Below are 17625 nucleotides of genomic sequence, written 5' to 3'. Positions count from 1 at the left end.
TGCAGGACCTCGGCGATCCTACCAAGCAGAGGCTGGGCTCAACGGAGCAGGGTCCGGTCCGCCTCGCGGACGAAGTCGGCGATCCGATCGGCCTCGACGGTGTCGCCGATGCGGGACGAGGCCTCGCCCAGCATCACCAGGGCGCGGAGGAAGCCCCGGTTGGGGGCGTGGGAGGCGGGGATCGGGCCCTGGCCGCGCCAGCCCGCCCGACGGAGCGCATCGAGTCCGCGGTGGTAGCCGGTGCGGGCGTAGGCGTACGCCTGGACGTCCTCGCCGTCGGCGAGCGCCTCCTCGGCCAGGGTCGCCCAGGCCAGCGGGGACTCGGGGTGCCGCGCGGCGACGTCGCGGGGCTCTGCGTCCTCGAGCTCGGCGGCGACCTCGACGTCCACGAAGTCGTCGGGGAGCCGGGTCTCGGGGATCCCCAGGAGGTTGGTGCCGGTGAGGTTGTCGGTACGATCAGCCATGCACGCATCGTAGGCGCCGTCGCCTGACGATCCCTCGGACCGAACAGAAAAGACCTATGGCACGAACGCAGGACGGCTCGGAGCTCCTCACCGGGCCCGGAGCAGGGGGGCTGCTCCGCTCCGCCGTCGGGAACTCCGGCGGGGTGCTGCACAGCTGGCAGCTCGACCATGTCGATCACCGACCCGGTCGCAGCACCAAGGCCCTCTACCGCACCATGGTGTCGTGGCCCGAGCTCGACGGCCCGCAGGCTCCGGCCCGCGAGGAGCTCTTCGGAGCGAGCGCCCACATCGGCGAGCGCGAGAAGGACCTCTACGTCGCCGAGCAGACCCTGGTGATGACCGACGGCGACATCAACGTCCGGGTGTGGCGCTATCCCCACGACCCGTGGCTGCCGATGCTGCCGCAGGTCTGCTACCCCGATGTGGTCGGTCGGACCCTCGCCGGGCTCGGCGTGACCCTCGGCCCGGACCCGACGGCCCCGATCGTCATCGACGTCGTCTCCTACCGGCCCGGGCGCCGCGCCGTGCTGCGCGCCGCACAGGGAGGTCATGCGGTCTTCCTCAAGGTGATGCAGCCCCATCGCAGCGGCGAGATCGTGGATCGGCACGAACGGCTGCTGGCCGCCGGGGTGCCGGTGCCGACGGTGATCGCCCACCACGACGGCCTGGTGGTGCTCGAGGAGCTCCCCGGGCGCCCGCTCGCCCGGGCCGTGATCGACGAGGGCGTGGACGCCTGCCGCGCCGAGGACCTGGTCGCCCTGCTGGACCGGCTGCCGGCCTCGATGTACCCGCTGCCGCTGCGCCCGCCGTGGACGGACTCGGTCGAGTTCTACGCCGGGATCGTCGCCTCCTCGCTGCCCTCGCTCGGGCCACGCCTCGATGCTCTCGTGCGCACGATCCGCGACGGCCTCTCCGCCCTCGAGCAGCGCATGGACATGCGCCCGCACGACGTGGTGCACGGCGACTTCTACGAGGCGCAGGTGTTCGTGCAGGACGGTCGCGTGGTGGGGATGCTCGACATCGACACCGTCGGCCCGGGCCGCCGTGCGGACGACCTCGCCTGCCTCCTGGCCCATCTCAGCGTCCTCGCCGACTACGGCAACGCGGGACGGATCGACCGCGCGATGCAGGAGCGGGTCGAGCTCGCGATCCGCACCTGGCACACCGTCTTCGCCGATCGCGTGGATCCCACCGAGCTCGCGCTGCGCTCGGCCGGCGTGGTGCTGTCGCTGGCCACCGGTCCGCATCGGCAGCAGGAAGCCGCGTGGGAGGCGGCGACCGAGGCGATCGTGCGCGTCGCCGAGGAGTGGGTCTCGGCCGCGCGCTCCGCCGAGACGGCCCGTCTCGCGCGGACCGCTCCCCCCGCTGCGGCACCGGTTCCCGCGACGCCCTCCGCGCCTGCCGTCCCGTCCGCCACACAGCCCGCGCCGGTCCCGTCGGCGGCACCGTCCGCACGGTCCGCAGCCGTCCCGTCGGCCGCACCGCGCTCGGCCGGGCCGGAGTCCGCCGCACCTCCCCGGCATTCCGCCCCCGCACCGTCGGCCGGGCCGGTGCCGTCCGCCGGTCCGGTGCCGTCGGCGGCCCCGGACCCCGCAGGCCCGTCGGACCCCGACGACGACGCGCCCACGCAGGAGCGTCGCATCAGCTCGATCCTGCCCCGCTGACGTGCGCGCGGTGCTGCAGCGGGTCGACGGGGCCCGGGTCGAGGTCGACGGCGACGTCGTCGGCGAGATCACCGGCGAGGGCCTGCTCGCCCTCGTCGGCGTGACCCACGACGACGGGCCCGAGCAGGTCGCCCTGATCGCTCGGAAGATCGCCGAGCTGCGGATCCTCTCGGGCGAGCGCTCGGTGCTCGACGCCGGGGCCTCCGTGCTCGTCGTCTCCCAGTTCACGCTCTACGCCGACGTGCGCAAGGGCCGCCGCCCCTCCTGGAACGGCGCCGCCCCCGGCGCGATCGCCGAGCCCCTCGTCGACCAGGTCGCAGATGCCCTCCGCGAGCGCGGGATCACGGTCGCGACCGGCCGCTTCGGGGCCCACATGCGGGTGGGTCTGACGGGGGACGGACCGGTGACGATCCTCCTCGAGGCCTGACGTACGCTGGGCGGCATGACCTACACACTCGTGCTGCTCCGCCACGGCGAGAGCGACTGGAACGCCAAGAACCTGTTCACCGGCTGGGTCGACGTGGCCCTCACCGAGAAGGGCCGCGAGGAGGCCGCCGGCGGCGGTCGCCTGCTGAAGGAGGCCGGCATCCTCCCCGATGTCGTGCACACCTCGCTGCAGCGCCGCGCGATCATGACCGCGAACCTCGCCCTCGACGCCGCGGACCGTCACTGGATCCCGGTGCGTCGCGACTGGCGCCTCAACGAGCGCCACTACGGGGCGCTGCAGGGTCTGGACAAGACCGAGATCCGCGAGAAGTACGGCGAGGAGCAGTTCATGGCCTGGCGCCGCTCCTACGACACCCCGCCGCCGGAGATCGAGTTCGGCTCCGAGTTCTCCCAGGACCAGGATCCGCAGTACGCGGACCTCGGCGACCAGCTGCCGAAGTCCGAGTGCCTCAAGGACGTCGTCGAGCGCTTCCTCCCCTACTGGGAGGAGGGCATCAAGCCCGATCTGGTCGCGGGCAGGACCGTGCTGATCGCCGCCCACGGCAACTCGCTGCGCGCGCTCGTGAAGTACCTCGACGGCATCTCCGACGAGGAGATCTCCGGCCTCAACATCCCCACCGGCCAGCCGCTCGTGTACGAGCTCGACGAGGACTTCCAGCCCGTCGAGAAGGGCGGCCGCTACCTCGACCCGGTCGCCGCGAAGGCCGCCGCCGAGGCCGTCGCCAACCAGGGCAAGAAGTGAGCTGACCCCAGCCGACGAGAACGGCGCCCCCACCGAGCGGTGGGGGCGCCGTGTCGTTGCCACGGGCCGTCAGCGCCTCCGACGGGTGCCAAACAGGCCGCGCGTGATCTCGCGGCCCAGCACGGTCCCGGCCGAGCGCAGGAAGGACTTCACGGCGGGGTTCTGGAAGAAGCCCTCGTCCTTGCTCGCCGTCTTCGCGGCGGGCTTCGCGGCCCGCTCGGCCGGAGCGGCCGTGCCGTCGGCCGCGGGGCCGGCACCCTTCCCCGCTGCGGCGTCTTGGGCCTCGGCCTCCTTCGCGGCCCGCTGCTGCAGGATCTCGTAGGCGGACTCGTTGTCCACGGCGGTGCCGTACTGCGCCTGCAGCGGGGAGGCGGCGACGGCGGCCGTGATCACCTCGGCACCGGCCGGCTCCATCGAGCTCTCCGGTGCCCGCACGGCGGTGATCGCGACGGGCGTCGGCGCGCCGTCCTCGCTCATCACGGTCACGATCGCCTCGCCGGTGCCGAGCGCCGGGATGACCTCCTCGAGGTCGTGCTCGGAGGTGGGGAAGGTTTTCGCGGTGGCCTTGAGCGCCTTCGCGTCGTCCGGGGTGAAGGCGCGCAGCGCGTGCTGGACGCGGTTGCCCAGCTGGGCGAGGACGTCGCCGGGGATGTCCTTCGGGGTCTGGGTGATGAAGAAGATGCCGACGCCCTTGGAGCGGATCAGCCTCACCGTCTGGACCACCTGGTCCAGGAACGCCTTGGAAGCATCCTTGAACAGCAGGTGCGCCTCGTCGAAGAAGAACACCAGCTTCGGCACCTCGGCATCGCCGACCTCGGGCAGCTCCTGGTACAGCTCGGCCAGCATCCACATCATGAAGGTCGAGAACAGGGCGGGTCGGGAGGCGACGCCGGGGAGCTCGAGGCAGGAGATGATCCCGGTGCCGCCCTGTGTGCGCAGCAGCTGCTGGGTGTCGAAGGCGGGCTCGCCGAAGAAGACGTCCGCGCCGGAGGCCTCGAAGGCGGTGAGGCTGCGCAGGATCACCCCGGCGGTCGCACTCGAGATCCCGCCGATGCCCTTGAGTTCGCCCTTGCCCTCGTCGGAGGTGAGGAACTGGATGAGGGCGCGGAGGTCCTTGAGGTCCAGGAGCGCGAGTCCCTGCGCGTCGGCGTAATGGAAGATCAGCCCGAGCGAGGACTCCTGGGTCTCGTTGAGCTCGAGCACCTTGGACATCAGCACCGGCCCGAAGTCGGAGACGGTGGTGCGGATCGGGACGCCCTCGCCCTGCCCGCCCAGGGTGTAGAACTCCGTCGGCGCGGCGCGCGAGACCCACTCCTGGCCGCGGGCGGCGGCGCGCGCGGTGAGCTTCTCCGAGGCGGCACCCGGCACGGCGATGCCCGAGAGGTCGCCCTTCATGTCCGCGACGAAGACCGCCGCCCCGGCATGGGCGGCCTGCTCCGCGATGACTTGGAGGGTGCGGGTCTTGCCGGTGCCGGTCGCGCCCGCGATGAGTCCGTGGCGGTTGAGCATCGCCACCGAGAGGTTCACCGGCACGCTCGGATCCGGCTCCCCCGCGCCGCCGTCCGCGACGAGGGCGCCGAGGTGGATGCGCGCTCCGTCGAAGGCGTAGGCGCTGCGGATCTGCTCGGCCTCGGCGGAGCCGGCGGGCACGGCGGGAGCCGCGGCGGGAGCCTCGGGCGCCGCCTGCGGCTCGGGGACGGCGGAATCCTGCTGCGGGCTGGTCATCGGGGCCTCCTCGCCGGCGGACCGGCTGCATCGCGATCGGGACGGGTCGATCGTAGCGGGGTGGCGGGGATCACCCAGTACCGTGGCCCCATGACCACCGCCCCACCCGTGCTCGTCGAGTCCGAGGACGAGCTCGAGCCCGCCGCGGTAGCGGCCATGCTCACCGCGCCGTCCTATCCCTCGCTGCTCGAGCTGCTCGGCATCATCGGCGCCGACGCCGAGGACCTGCTGCCCCTCATCGGTCCGGCGACCGCGGACCACGCGCTCCTCGCGGAGGTCACCTCGCTCGCGAACCAGCTGCGCGCCGCCGCCGGGCTCGAGGTGCCCGAGGTCGACCTCGCCGCCCGCAAAGACGAGCTCGACGCTCTCCAGCAGGGCATCGCCCCGGGTGAGGGGCTGCTCGCGATCCTCGCGCTCACCGTCTCCACCGCGACGGTGCGGCGCTGGCATGGCGCCCGCGGACTCTCCCCGGAGCTGTCGTGGACGGTCCTCGCGGATCTCGGCCAGCAGATGCGGGTGCACCGCACGGGCACGGGCCGCCTGGGCCTGCACCAGCTGAACTGGGTCACCGGGAACTGGGCGGGACGGCTGGTGCACCTGGGGCGGCTGCAGTTCGACCTGAGCCGTCGGCGTGTGGCCCGGCTCGAGCACGGCGCGGAGCGCACCGGCCCGGACGAGCCGCAGCGCTGGGTCGTCGGCACCCACATCCCCGCGACGGGCCCCCTGGACCCCGCCGAGGTGGACGCCTCCTTCGACGCCGCCGTCGCCTACTTCACCGAGCACTACGCCGATCTGAACGCGGACCGCCCGGCCGACGCCCCGCGCTTCGGCCACGAGTTCACCTGCGACTCCTGGCTGCTGAGCGACCAGTTCGAGGAGATCACCGGGCCCGAGTCGAACCTCGCCCGCTTCGCCGCGCGCTGGCAGCTGATCGGCACCGACCCCCAGGGGGCCGACGGCGCCCTCTTCTTCACCTTCGGGCTGCGCCCGCCGGTGGATCCCGCCGCGCTCCCGCGCCGCACCCGGCTCGAGCGCGGCGTGGCCGATCGCCTGGCCGACGGGCGGGGCTGGACGACCGGGAGCGGTCGCCTGCTGCGCTGACTCCCCCGGGCGCCCGGCCCGCCTCAGAGGTCCCGGGCGCGCTCGTGGTAGAGCTCGATCACCCGGTCGAAGGCGAGCACGGGGTCGATACCGCGGCGCATCGAGATCGCGAAGGCGCTGCGGGTGAGCGCGAAGCTGACCTGCACGACGATGATCGCGAGCTCCCGGGAGTACTCCCCGTCGAGCGCCTCGTCGAGCACGTCGACGAGGTCGGTCTGCATCGCCTGCAGATTGCCGGTGGAGATCGAGTGCAGGCTCGGCTCCTGCGCCATGACCCGCTTCTTCAGCTCACGCAGCTCGGGGTCGACGGGGATCCGGGAGATGCCCTCACGGATGACGGCCAGCAGGGCGGCCCGCACCGGCAGCGTCTCGAGCTTCTCCCGCAGGGATGCGACGGCTCGCGGCCCCTCGTCCCCGACGATGCCAAGGATCGCGGACTCCTTCGTGGACCAGTGGTTGAAGAAGGTGCGGGGAGAGACGCCCGCGCGCCGGGCGATCATCTCGGAGGTCACCCCCGAGAGCCCGTCCTCGGCGACCAGCTCGAGGGCCGCCCGGTGCATCGCCAGCCGGGTCGCGTGCTTCTTCTGTTCCCGTAGCCCGGCGGGTGCGGTCTCGTTCTCGCTCACGGGGACATCGTAGGTCCGAGAGATCACAGAATCTGCACTCGATGCAATAGTGCAGTCAATGCAACAACCAGTTAGCATGGCTTCGTCGAGGCACGAGGACGTGCAGCGGCCGCCGACGCGCCTCCCGCGCGCGCCATCCGCATCCGTCCACTCATCTCCCCGAGGTACTCGTGAGCACATCTCCCACCGCGACCGCGACGCCGGCCGCCTTCACCGGCCTGGACCGCCAGGGCAAGCTCGTCTTCGTCGGCCTCATGCTCGGCATGTTCGTCGCCTCCCTCTCCCAGACCATCGTCGGCCCCGCGCTGCCGCGGATCGTCGCCGAGCTCGGCGGCGTGGAGTACTACAGCTGGATCGCGACCGCCGCGATGCTGGTCTCCGCCGTCGCGGTGCCGATCGTCGGCAAGCTCTCCGACCTCTACGGCCGCCGCTGGTTCTATCTCGGGGGGCTGGCCGTCTTCATGATCGGCTCGATCCTCTCGGGCATGGCGACCGACTTCTGGTTCCTGGTCTTCGCCCGCGCGGTGCAGGGTCTGGGCATGGGCACCCTGATGCCGCTGAGCCAGACGATCATCGGCGACATCATCCCGCCGCGTCAGCGCGGCAAGTACCAGGGCATCATGGGCGCCGTCTTCGGCGTGACCTCCGTGGTGGGCCCGCTGATCGGCGGCACGGTCACCGACAACCTCGGCTGGCGCTGGCTGTTCTACCTGACCCTCCCCATCGGCATCGCCGCCTTCGTGTTCATCCTGCGCTTCCTGCACCTTCCCACCTCTGCGCAGCACGGCAAGGTCGACTACCTCGGCATGATCACCCTGACCCCCGGGCTCGTGATCGGACTGCTCGCCACCACCTGGGGCGGCAACAACTACGCCTGGGACTCGGGCGTGATCATCGGGATGTACGCGGTGGCCGCCGCCTTCCTCGTCGCCTTCGTGATCATCGAGACCCGCGTCGAGGAGCCCCTGCTCCCGATGCACCTCATCACCCGCCCCGTGGTCGCCCTCTCCGTCGCCGCCTCCTTCGCGATCGCCGTGGCGATGTTCGGCGCGATCATCTACATCCCCGTCTACGCGCAGGGCGTCATGGGCGTCTCGGCCACCAACTCCGGCGCGATCCTCATCCCGCTGTCGGTGGCGATGATCCTCACCTCGATCCTGGTGGGTCTGCTCATCACCCGCTTCGGCACCTACAAGATCTTCCTGGTCCTCGGCGGAGCTGTGCTGGTGGGCGGCTACCTGCTGCTGGCCGACATCCAGTACGGCGACTCCCCCTGGCATCTCACCCTCGCCATGGTCGTGATCGGCCTGGGCCTGGGCCTGTCGATGCAGGTGTACACGCTGGTGGTGCAGAACGCGGTGCCACAGAAGGAGCTCGGCATCGCCACCGCCTCGATCCAGTTCTTCCGCAACATCGGATCGACCATCGGCACCGCCGTGCTCGGCACCGTGATGGCCTCCCGGATGGGCCCGGCCATCGAGGAGCAGCTCAGCAGCCTGCCGCCGGAGCAGCTCGCTGCCCTGCAGCAGTCCGGCGGCGGCGCGGACGCCTCCTCGCTCGAGGCCTCCGTGCTGGATCCCGCGGCGCTCGCGCAGCTGCCGGAGTTCCTCGTGGAGCCGATCCGCGCGGGCATGGGCGACGCGATGCACGGCGTCTTCCTCACCGCAGTGCCCTTCGTGGTCCTCGCGCTGTTGCTCTCGCTGTTCGTCAAGCAGGTCCCGCTGCGCGACACCCTGCACGACGCACCCTCAGGGGAGGATGCCGAGACGGAGCACGAGCTCCTTGACACCACCACGGGCGCCCTGGCCGCGGTGGGGGCGAGCGAGTCCGTCACCACCACGGGCGAGATCCGCGTGGTCGACCCCGCGGCCGCGCAGCAGGGCGATCCCGCGCGACGCTGATCACCGCCTGCTCGGCCTCATCCTCGAGACCACCGCTCCTCCCGTCCCGGAGGGTCGGTGGTCTCGTCCTTCTCGGCCCCGGTGCATGCGCGGGACAAGCGACGCGTCCGTGGGTCCGCGCGGCGTGGTCGCGGGCCGAAGTCCGGACAGGCCTCCATGACACGATGGACGGATGCTGCTCGTGGATCACTTCCCGCCCATCCTGCCCGCCACCCTCGCGGACCGGCTCGCCACGCGCCTGCCGCTCGCGGCCGACGTCGCCCCGGTGACCGCTCTGCTCACCGCCGCGCTGCGCCGCCACGACCCCGAGGCCGCGGCCGACGAGACCGCGCTGCGCTCCCGCATGGTGGGGCTGAAGTCCTGGTCCCGCCGCCAGGTGGTCGTCGTGCCCGTCGGCGCCGACGGCTCCCCCTCCCTCGACCAGCCGCCGCTGGCCTGGATCGCACTCGAGGACCGCGCGAGCGGGCGCACCAACGTTCAGTTCATGATCGCCGCCGACGCTCCCGAGCGGGAGGCCCTCGCCGCCTCGCTGCTGGACTGGGCGGTCGAGGTCGGCGGCTCCTTCGCCCGTGCCCGCGGCGTGGAGGCCACCAAGCTCACCACCGACGCGAACGAGCTCGACACCGACCGTGCGCAGCTCCTCGCCGCGGCCGGCTACGAGATGGTGCGCTCCTGGCTGCACATGCGCCGCCCCGTCGCCCCCGAGGAGGCGACCTCGCTACCCGCCCCGCGCGAGGGCACGCGGGTGCGGCGCGTGCATCGGCACGACTCGGGACTGCCCGTCGCGCAGGACGTCCGCACTGTGCACCGGATGCTCGAGGAGTCCTTCGCCGACCATTTCAACTCCTACCGCGAGTCCTTCGCCGAGTTCGTCCAGCGCCTCATCGAGGCCCCGGACGAGGCGGACTGGGACCACTGGTGGATCGCGGAGATCGAACGGGAGGGGCGCTGGCTGCCCGCTGGCGGCCTCGTCGCCGCCCCGATGAAGGCCACCCCGACCCGCGGCGCGGGCACGTACCTGGAGTACCTGGGCGTGCACCGCAGCGCCCGCGGCCACGGGATCGCGAAGTCGCTTCTGCGCGCCGCGATCCGCGACGCCGCCGAGCGCGGACGCGAGTTCGTGGACCTCGAGGTCGACGACGACTCCCCCACCGGCGCCGACGGGATCTACGCCTCGATGGGCTGGGAGACCTTCGAGCGCACCCGCTCCTGGCACGCCGTCGCCCCCGCGCATCCCTCGCGGCTGCTCGAGCCGCCATCGGCGATGTAAGACCACTTCCGCCCATCAACTGAGCGTGAACATACGCCAGACGTATACTGGAGCTCAGTAAAGGGAGTCGTCGTGAAAGATCTCGAGCTCGTGAGGACGATCGCGAGAGCTCCCCTGCGCACGATGCGGTTCCGGGACCTGCAGGCTCACGGCACGAACACGTGGCGCCAGCTGGACTCGCTCGTCGCCAGCGGCGCCCTCCTCCGCCTGTCCACCGCGACCTTGAACGCCTCGACGCCGTGCTCGAGAACACCGAGCTCGGCCGAGCACTGGTCACGACACCGGAGCAGACGCATGTCGACCTCCTGCTGCGCCCCGGCCAGGGTGACGCTCTCGAGGTCGCACGGCTCGCGGCCGACCAGCTCCTCCCTCAGCTGGATCGCGAGAGCCACGACGATGGGCCGGGAGACCTTCGAGCGGACCCGCTCTCGGCACGCCGTTGCTCTGTCCCACCCCACGCGGCTGCCCGAGCCGCCGATGGCCTGAGCGCCCCCGTCATGGCTCCCCAGGTGGTGTGCCTGTGCGGCTCGCTGAGGTTCGCCGCGCTGTTCCGCGCGGAGAGGCGTCGTCTGACGGCCCAGGGCGTGATCGTCCTGGGTCCGGAGGAGACGGAGCATGAGCTGACCGCCGAGCATCGCGCGATGCTCGGAGAGCTGCACCTGCGCAGGATCGATCTCGCAGACGAGGTGCGGATCATCAGCGTCGACGGATGCCTCGGAGAGGCGACGCGTCGGGAGATCGACTACGCGAGGTCCCGCGGAAAGGTCCTCAGCGCCGTCGAGCCCGATCTGCTCCGCTGACCTCGGCCGTCCGCGCGCCGGGGACGGGCAGCGGCCAGTTCTCCTCGTGCGTGAGCGGGACGGCGACGACCTGGACCTCGTCCTCGTAGACGATCCGACCCGGCTTCTCGGTCCGAAGCTCGACCCAGGGGATCTCGTAGCGGTCCAGCAGCGCTATGTATCCGCTCGTCATGTCCAGGAGCTCGCGGGCCTCCGCCCTGAACCAGGAGCGCGCGCCCGGGTTCGTCGTCGGGCTGTAACAGTCCCGGATCTCGCTGCTCGGATCCGTGTAGGCGAGCTCGGCGCGCGCGTTCTGTTGGCGCACCCATTCCTCGTCCGCAGCGGACAGCAGGCCCGCTCGGCGGAGGCCGTTGGTCATCGCGAAAACGCCGGGAAACCTGCCCCGCCCATTCGGGACCGCGCTCTGGAATCGATGGAACACCTCTCCAGCCTACTCACGGGGGCATGATGGCGCACACGAACGAGCCGGGGCCCGAGCCTGCGCGCGATGCGGCGGCCCGGGCCCCGGTTAGTCCTCGGAGTGCGCGGCTCAGACCGCCGCGCTCACTCCCACTCGATGGTCCCCGGGGGCTTCGAGGTGATGTCGAGGGTGACGCGGTTGATCTCGCGGACCTCGTTGGTGATGCGGGTCGAGATCCGCGAGAGCACCTCGTAGGGCACCTTGGCCCAATCAGCGGTCATCGCGTCGTCACTGGTGACGGGGCGCAGCACCACGGGGTGGCCGTAGGTGCGACCGTCGCCCTGGACGCCCACGGAGCGCACGTCGGCCAGGAGCACGACGGGGCACTGCCAGATGGTGCGGTCCAGGCCCGCGGCGGTGAGCTCGGCGCGGGCGATCGCGTCGGCCGTGCGGAGGATGTCCAGGCGCTCCTTGGTGACCTCGCCGATGATGCGGATGCCGAGGCCGGGGCCCGGGAAGGGCTGGCGCCAGACGATCTCGTCGGGAAGGCCCAGCTCGGAGCCGACGGCGCGGACCTCGTCCTTGAACAACGCGCGCAGCGGCTCGACGAGCTCGAAGGAGAGGTCCTCGGGCAGGCCGCCCACGTTGTGGTGGCTCTTGATGTTCGCCGCGCCCTCGCCGCCGCCGGACTCGACGACATCGGGGTAGAGGGTGCCCTGGACGAGGAAGGCCTTGTGGTCGTCGCCGTCCAGCACGCCCTGCTCGCGGAGGATCTCCGCCTGGGCGCCCTCGAAGGAGCGGATGAACTCGCGGCCGATGATCTTGCGCTTCTGCTCGGGATCGGTGACCCCGGCGAGCGCGGTGAGGAACTGCTCCTCGGCGTCGACCATGACCAGCTTCGCGCCGCCGGTGGACTCGCCGAAGGCCTTCTCGATCTGCTCCGACTCGTCCTGGCGCATGAGGCCGTGGTTCACGTACACGCAGGTGAGGCGGTCGCCGATGGCGCGCTGGACGAGCGCGGCGGCGACGGCGGAGTCGACCCCGCCGGAGAGGCCGCAGATCGCGGTGCCCTCGCCCACCTGGGCGCGGATCCGCTCGACCTGCTCCTCGATGACATTGCCGGTGGTCCAGGTGGGCTCGATGCCCGCGCCGCGGTGCAGGAAGTTCTCCAGCACCTCCTGGCCGCGATCCGAATGGCCCACCTCGGGATGCCACTGGACGCCGTAGAGGCGCCGCTCGGTGTCCTCGAAGGCGGCGACGGGCGCGCCCGCGGAGGTCGCGACCACGCGGAAGCCCGACGGGGCGGCGGTCACGGAGTCGCCGTGGCTCATCCACACGTTCTGGTCGAGGTCCTGGGCGCGCAGCAGCTGCGACTCGGCGTCGATCTCCTCGAGCCGGGTCGCTCCGTACTCGCGCACGCCCGTCGGGGCGACGGTGCCGTCGAGCGCGGCGGCCATCGACTGGAAGCCGTAGCAGAGGCCGAGCACGGGCACCCCGGCCTCGAGCAGCGCCGGGTCCAGGCGCGGCGCGCCCTCCTCGTACACGGAGGAGGGGCCCCCGGAGAGGATGATCGCGCGGGGCTCCTTGGCCAGGACGTCCGCGACGCTCATGGTGTGCGGGACGACCTCGGAGTAGACGCGGGCCTCGCGCACGCGACGGGCGATGAGCTGGGCGTACTGGGCGCCGAAGTCGACGACGAGGACGGGGTGCTGGTCGGTGTCAGTCACCCGGATGAGTCTACGTGCTCAGGCGTCCTGGTCCTGCAGGGTGGGACGCCGCGCGAGATCGCGCTCGACGGCCTGGTGCGTCCAGCGCTCGCCGAAGAAGGAGAGCACCGGCACGACGCCGAAGAGCATCAGCAGCAGCATGCGCGGCAGGCTCCAGCGCATCTTCATCCACAGGTCGAAGCCGAGGATCACGTAGATCATGTAGATCAGCCCGTGGATCGGGGACCAGATCGAGGAGATGTGCTCCCAGGTCGGGGAGGTCGAGGTGAACCAGGCGTCGCCGCCGAAGACCAGGTAGCGCATGGTCATGATGCCCACGAGCACCAGCAGCGCGATGCCCTCCACGATCGAGGCCACGCGGAAGCGGGCGAAGGAGGTGCGGGCGGCGGTGGCGTCGAGGGGGCGGGGGGTGGGCACGGGTCACACGTCCTTGGTCGGGGTCTGGATCGGGGCGGGGGTCGTGGCCGCGAGCCGCTCCTCGAGCGCCTCCCGCTGCGCGGCGAGCTCGTCGAGGTACGCCTGGCGCACGGAGCGCCACCACAGGTAGAGAAAGAAGGCGCCGAAGAGCACCCACTGCGCGGAGTAGCCGATGTTCTGCCAGTCCAGTCCGCGGGTGAAGGCGGAGCCGCCCTCAGGCATCGGGCGGAGGCCCTCGGCGGTGTCGGTCTGGGCGACGTACCCGGCGTACATCGGGGCACCCCACTCGTTGACCAGCAGCGGAGTGGCGATCTCGGCGGCGACGCCGTCCGTCACTCCGCCGGTCGCGGACTCGCTCGCCTCGAGCCGCCCGGTCACCTCGACCTCCCCGGCGGGGGCGGCGGGCGCGAGCGCGGGGTCGATCTCCCCGTCGGCCCCAGTGACCTCGGCGGCCGGCACCCAACCGCGCGCGACGGGGAGCCGCGCCGTCGTGCCGTCGGCCGTGACGACCTCGAGGGCGGACACGACGATCACGGCCTCGGTGCCGTCGATCAGCCGGCCGGGCACGAGCACCTGCTCGCCGGGGAGGAACTCGCCGCGGGCGGTGACGATGTCGCCGACGATCTGGTTGGTCACCGCATCGCCCACCCCGAGGACCTGCTGGATCTCGCCGAGCTGCTGGGGGCCGTCCACCCGATCGGAGAGCGCGCGATGCGCCCGGTCCCACTGCCAGGTGGCGAGCAGCCCGCACACCACGGTCGCCGCGACCATCAGGGCGAGCAACCCGAGGAAGCGGGGACGGAGGGCGGTGCGGAGCATGCGCCCATCGTAGGAGCGCGCCCTGTGAGGCGCGGCGACCGGGGTGCGGGTCCTCACACCTGCCACGACAGATCCGGGGGGACGCCGCTCGGCGGGACCTCGGGCCTCCCCCTCCCGCTCCCGCCGCCGTAGGCTGGAGGGCGTGTCGCAGAGTGTCTACATCGCCAGCCCTGAGGGGATGACCGGCAAGTCGATGGTGGCGTTCGGCCTCCTCGAAGCCCTCGCCTCCCGTTCCGATAGCGTCGGGGTGTTCCGCCCCGTGGTCAAGGCCGACGAGGCCCGCGACTACGCGATCGACCTCCTGACCGCGCACCCGGCGGTCACCCAGTCCTACGAGGACGCCGTCGGGGTGGACCACCAGTTGGTGCTGTCCGACCCGGAGGCCGCCCACGAGCAGATCCTGCGCCGCCACCGCGACCTCGCCGAGCGGTACTCGCTGCTGGTGGTCCTCGGCTCGGACTACGACGATCTCGCCAACCCCACCGAGCTGTCCTTCAACGCGGAGGTCGCCGCGAACATCGGCGCCCCGGTGGTGGTGGTGCTCTCCGGGATGGAGCGCAGCCCCGATCAGCTGGCGGCCCTCGCGGTCGTCTCCATCGGGGAGTTCACCTCGCACCATGCGAGCCCGATCGCGGTGGTCGTGAACCGCTCCGACCCCGCCTCGCTCGAGGCGATCCAGCGTGCCGTGGCCGACCGGGTCGAGGTGCCGCTGGTCGCCGCGATCCCCGAGAACCCCGTGGTGATGGCCCCGACGGTGCAGGCCATCAAGGACTCGGTCGACGGCACCCTGCTGCAGGGCAGCGAGGAGTGGCTGGGTCGCGTCTCGACGGGCACCGTGATCGCCGCGATGAGTCTGCCGAACGTGCTCAGTCGGCTCACCGAGAACTGCACCGTGGTCGCCCCCGGGGACCGCTACGACCTCCTGCCGGGCCTGGTCATGGCGCAGCAGTCGGGCACCTTCCCCTCGCTCGCCGCGATCGTGCTGACCGGCGGCTACGACGTGCCGGACGAGGTCAACCGCCTGATCGCCGGCGTGCAGCAGGATCTGCCGATCGTCGCGACCGAACTGGACACCTTCGACACGGCACTGCGGGTCTCCCGCACTCGCGGCCGCCTCTCGGCGGGCAGCCCGCAGAAGGTCGACGCGGCCCGCCGCGCCGTCGGCGAGCACCTGCGCGCCGCCGAGCTGCTGGGCGTGCTCGACGTCGCCCGCAGCGAGGTGGTCACACCGATGATGTTCGAGTTCGAGCTGCTGGCCCGCGCCCGCGGGGAGAAGAAGATCATCGTGCTGCCCGAGGGCGACGAGCCGCGCATCCTCGCCGCGGCCGAGGCGATCCTCGCACGCGGTGTCGCCGCGCTCATCCTCCTCGGCGACGAGACGGCGATCCGCGCGAAGGCCGCTCAGCTCGGCCACGACGTCTCCGAGGCGCGGATCGTCTCGCCGCAGGATCCCGACCTGCTCGAGAAGTACGCCGCCGAGTACACGCGGCTGCGCGCCCACAAGGGCATGACCCTCGAGAAGGCGCGGGACATCGTCCAGGACGTCTCCTACTTCGGCACGATGATGGTGCAGATGGGCGAGGCCGACGGCATGGTCTCCGGCGCCGTCCACTCGACGGCGCACACCATCCGTCCGAGCTTCGAGATCATCAAGACCAAGCCCGGTGCGAAGATCGTCTCCTCGGTGTTCCTCATGGCACTCGAGGACCGCGTGCTGGTCTACGGCGACTGCGCCGTGAACCCGGATCCGACGGCCGAGCAGCTCGCCGACATCGCCGCGCAGTCCGCCGTCACCGCCGCCCAGTTCGGCATCGAGCCGCGCGTGGCGATGCTGTCCTACTCGACCGGCACCTCCGGCACGGGCGCCGACGTCGACAAGGTGCGCGAGGCGACCTCGCTGGTGCGCGCCGCGGATCCCTCGCTCGACGTGGAGGGCCCGATCCAGTACGACGCCGCGGTGGACGTCTCGGTCGCCAAGACCAAGCTCCCCGACTCCTCGGTGGCCGGGCGGGCGACGGTGTTCGTCTTCCCCGACCTGAACACCGGCAACAACACCTACAAGGCGGTGCAGCGCTCCGCCGGCGCGATCGCGATCGGTCCGGTGCTGCAGGGCCTGAACAAGCCCGTCAACGACCTCTCCCGCGGCGCCCTGGTCGACGACATCATCAACACCGTGGTGATCACCGCGATCCAGGCCCAGGCGGCCGACGCGGAGTCCGCGACCGCCCCCACCGAGCAGAAGGACCACGCATGAGCCTCACCCCGTCGACCAGCACCTCCTCCGACAGTGCGGAGGGCGCCCCCCGCATCCCCGACGCCGCGACCGTGCTGGTGCTGAACTCGGGCTCCTCCTCGCTGAAGTTCCAACTGCTGGACCCCGCCCGTGAGGAGGTCTTCGCCTCCGGCATCGTCGAGCGGATTGGCCAGGATTCCGGCAGCGCCCGGCTCGAGGCCGGTTCGGTCACCCAGCCGTACCAGGGCGAGGTGCCCGATCACGTGGTTGGCATGCAGGTGGTCATGCAGCTGTTCGAGGAGGCCGGTCTCTCCCTCGAGGAGGCGAACGTGGTCGCCGTCGGGCACCGGGTCGTCCAGGGCGGCGCGCGCTTCTCCTCCCCCACCCTCATCGACTCCTGGGTGCGGGACCAGATCGCGGATCTCGGCTCGCTCGCCCCGCTGCACAACCCGGCCGCCGTCGACGGGATCGACGCCGCTCGTCGGATGTTCCCGGACATCCCGCACGTGGCGGTCTTCGACACCGCCTTCTTCACCTCCCTGCCGGAGGCGGCGCGCACCTACGCGTTGAACAAGCAGGTCGCCGACGAGTACCGGATCCGCCGCTACGGCGCGCACGGCACCAGCCACCGCTACGTCTCCGAGCAGGTCACCGCCCACTTCGCAGCCCAGGGGATGGACGCCTCCGAGCTGCGCCAGATCGTGCTGCACCTCGGCAACGGCGCCTCCGCCTCGGCGGTGCGCGGCGGGGAGCCGGTGGACACCTCAATGGGCCTCACCCCGCTCGAGGGCCTGGTCATGGGCACCCGCACCGGGGACATCGACCCCTCGGTGTACGCCCATCTCTCCCGCAGCGCGGGGATGGGCATCGACGAGATCGACACCCTGCTCAACAAGCAGTCCGGCATGCAGGGCCTGTGCGGCATGAGCGACTTCCGCGACATCACCGCCGCGATCCGCGACGGGAACCAGGAGGCGGAGCTCGCGATGCAGGTCTACGTGCACCGCCTGCGCAAGTACATCGGCTCCTACGCTTTCGCGCTCGGCGGGCTCGACGCGATCACCTTCACGGCCGGGATCGGCGAGAACGTGCCGGAGGTGCGCGAGCGGGTGCTGGCGGACCTCGAGGGCTTCGGGATCCGGCTCGACCCGGCCCGCAACGCCGAGCGGGCGAAGGGGGTGCGGGTCATCTCGGCCGGCGACTCCGCGGTGACCGTGCTCATCGTCCCGACCGACGAGGAGCTCGCGATCGCGCAGCAGGCCCTCGCGGTCGTCCGCGGCTGAGGGCCG

Annotated in this window: 17 protein-coding genes; 9 read left to right on the top strand and 8 right to left on the bottom strand. The window is 71.7% G+C overall.

The genetic code is table 11. The features are described 5' to 3' along the window. Positions 1-38: 38 nt before the first annotated feature. Entirely contained in the window at positions 39-464 is a 426-nt protein-coding gene (locus V1260_RS12880) for a DUF3151 domain-containing protein (RefSeq protein ID WP_329747222.1), read from the bottom strand. Positions 465-520: 56 nt separating this feature from the next. On the opposite strand from V1260_RS12880, the gene V1260_RS12875 reads away from it, so the two are divergent. Genes V1260_RS12875 through V1260_RS12865 form a run of 3 tightly spaced genes read left to right on the top strand, consistent with a single transcriptional unit; the run spans position 521 to position 3317 of the window. Then, the gene (locus tag V1260_RS12875) at positions 521-2128 is read left to right on the top strand and encodes a phosphotransferase (RefSeq protein ID WP_329747221.1); all 1608 of its coding nucleotides are present in this window, start codon (positions 521-523) and stop codon (positions 2126-2128) included. 1 nt (position 2129) lies between these two features. After that, positions 2130-2555, top strand: coding sequence for a D-aminoacyl-tRNA deacylase (gene dtd, locus V1260_RS12870; RefSeq protein WP_329747220.1), 426 nt, complete (start codon positions 2130-2132; stop codon positions 2553-2555). A gap of 15 nt (positions 2556-2570) precedes the next feature. Then, positions 2571-3317: a phosphoglyceromutase gene (locus V1260_RS12865; RefSeq protein ID WP_329747219.1), complete on the top strand. Its 747-nt coding sequence runs from the start codon at positions 2571-2573 to the stop codon at positions 3315-3317. A gap of 69 nt (positions 3318-3386) precedes the next feature. Here the strand turns inward: V1260_RS12865 and V1260_RS12860 are convergent, their stop codons facing one another. Beyond that, positions 3387-5042 carry a helicase HerA-like domain-containing protein gene (locus V1260_RS12860; RefSeq protein WP_329747218.1) on the bottom strand — a complete coding sequence of 552 codons (1656 nt, stop codon included), beginning with the start codon at positions 5040-5042 and terminating at the stop codon, positions 3387-3389. Positions 5043-5132: 90 nt separating this feature from the next. Here V1260_RS12860 and V1260_RS12855 point away from each other — a divergent pair, with 90 nt between their 5' ends. After that, positions 5133-6143 (top strand): acyltransferase domain-containing protein, encoded by a 1011-nt coding sequence (locus V1260_RS12855; RefSeq protein ID WP_329747217.1) that lies wholly within the window; start codon positions 5133-5135, stop codon positions 6141-6143. Between the two features lie 23 nt (positions 6144-6166). Here V1260_RS12855 and V1260_RS12850 read toward each other — a convergent pair whose 3' ends face one another. Then, positions 6167-6769, bottom strand: coding sequence for a TetR/AcrR family transcriptional regulator (locus V1260_RS12850; RefSeq protein ID WP_329747216.1), 603 nt, complete (start codon positions 6767-6769; stop codon positions 6167-6169). Between the two features lie 170 nt (positions 6770-6939). Between V1260_RS12850 and V1260_RS12845 the strand changes: the two genes are divergently transcribed. Further along, positions 6940-8670, top strand: coding sequence for an MDR family MFS transporter (locus V1260_RS12845; RefSeq protein ID WP_329747215.1), 1731 nt, complete (start codon positions 6940-6942; stop codon positions 8668-8670). Between the two features lie 172 nt (positions 8671-8842). Beyond that, positions 8843-9940 carry a GNAT family N-acetyltransferase gene (locus V1260_RS12840; RefSeq protein ID WP_329747214.1) on the top strand — a complete coding sequence of 366 codons (1098 nt, stop codon included), beginning with the start codon at positions 8843-8845 and terminating at the stop codon, positions 9938-9940. A gap of 146 nt (positions 9941-10086) precedes the next feature. Here V1260_RS12840 and V1260_RS12835 read toward each other — a convergent pair whose 3' ends face one another. Continuing rightward, the gene (locus V1260_RS12835) at positions 10087-10332 is read right to left on the bottom strand and encodes a hypothetical protein (RefSeq protein ID WP_329747213.1); all 246 of its coding nucleotides are present in this window, start codon (positions 10330-10332) and stop codon (positions 10087-10089) included. Between the two features lie 105 nt (positions 10333-10437). Here V1260_RS12835 and V1260_RS12830 point away from each other — a divergent pair, with 105 nt between their 5' ends. Next, a complete protein-coding gene (locus tag V1260_RS12830) occupies positions 10438-10740 on the top strand; it encodes a hypothetical protein (protein WP_329747212.1) in 303 nt (100 codons plus the stop codon). Here V1260_RS12830 and V1260_RS12825 read toward each other — a convergent pair. From V1260_RS12825 to V1260_RS12810, 4 genes are all read right to left on the bottom strand, one after another. Then, positions 10709-11098, bottom strand: coding sequence for a hypothetical protein (locus V1260_RS12825; RefSeq protein WP_329747211.1), 390 nt, complete (start codon positions 11096-11098; stop codon positions 10709-10711). The genes V1260_RS12830 and V1260_RS12825 overlap by 32 nt on opposite strands. Positions 11099-11283: 185 nt before the next feature. Then, a complete protein-coding gene (guaA, locus tag V1260_RS12820; protein ID WP_329747210.1) occupies positions 11284-12867 on the bottom strand; it encodes a glutamine-hydrolyzing GMP synthase in 1584 nt (527 codons plus the stop codon). An 18-nt stretch (positions 12868-12885) separates the two neighbouring features. Then, complete coding sequence (locus tag V1260_RS12815) at positions 12886-13284, bottom strand: DUF3817 domain-containing protein (RefSeq protein ID WP_329747209.1); 399 nt, start codon at positions 13282-13284, stop codon at positions 12886-12888. Positions 13285-13287: 3 nt separating this feature from the next. Then, a complete protein-coding gene (locus V1260_RS12810; protein ID WP_329747208.1) occupies positions 13288-14103 on the bottom strand; it encodes an SURF1 family protein in 816 nt (271 codons plus the stop codon). 142 nt (positions 14104-14245) lie between these two features. On the opposite strand from V1260_RS12810, the gene pta reads away from it, so the two are divergent. Both pta and V1260_RS12800 read left to right on the top strand, forming a co-directional pair. Further along, positions 14246-16357, top strand: a complete 2112-nt coding sequence (gene pta / locus V1260_RS12805; RefSeq protein ID WP_329747207.1) for a phosphate acetyltransferase — start codon at positions 14246-14248, stop codon at positions 16355-16357. Beyond that, positions 16354-17619, top strand: a complete 1266-nt coding sequence (locus V1260_RS12800; RefSeq protein WP_329747206.1) for an acetate kinase — start codon at positions 16354-16356, stop codon at positions 17617-17619. The genes pta and V1260_RS12800 overlap by 4 nt, the downstream gene beginning before the upstream one ends. The last annotated feature ends 6 nt before the right edge of the window (positions 17620-17625 follow it).

The organism is Brachybacterium sp. J144, assembly GCF_036321705.1.
GTDB lineage: Bacteria > Actinomycetota > Actinomycetes > Actinomycetales > Dermabacteraceae > Brachybacterium.
This window is presented reverse-complemented; position numbering and strand designations above follow the sequence as displayed.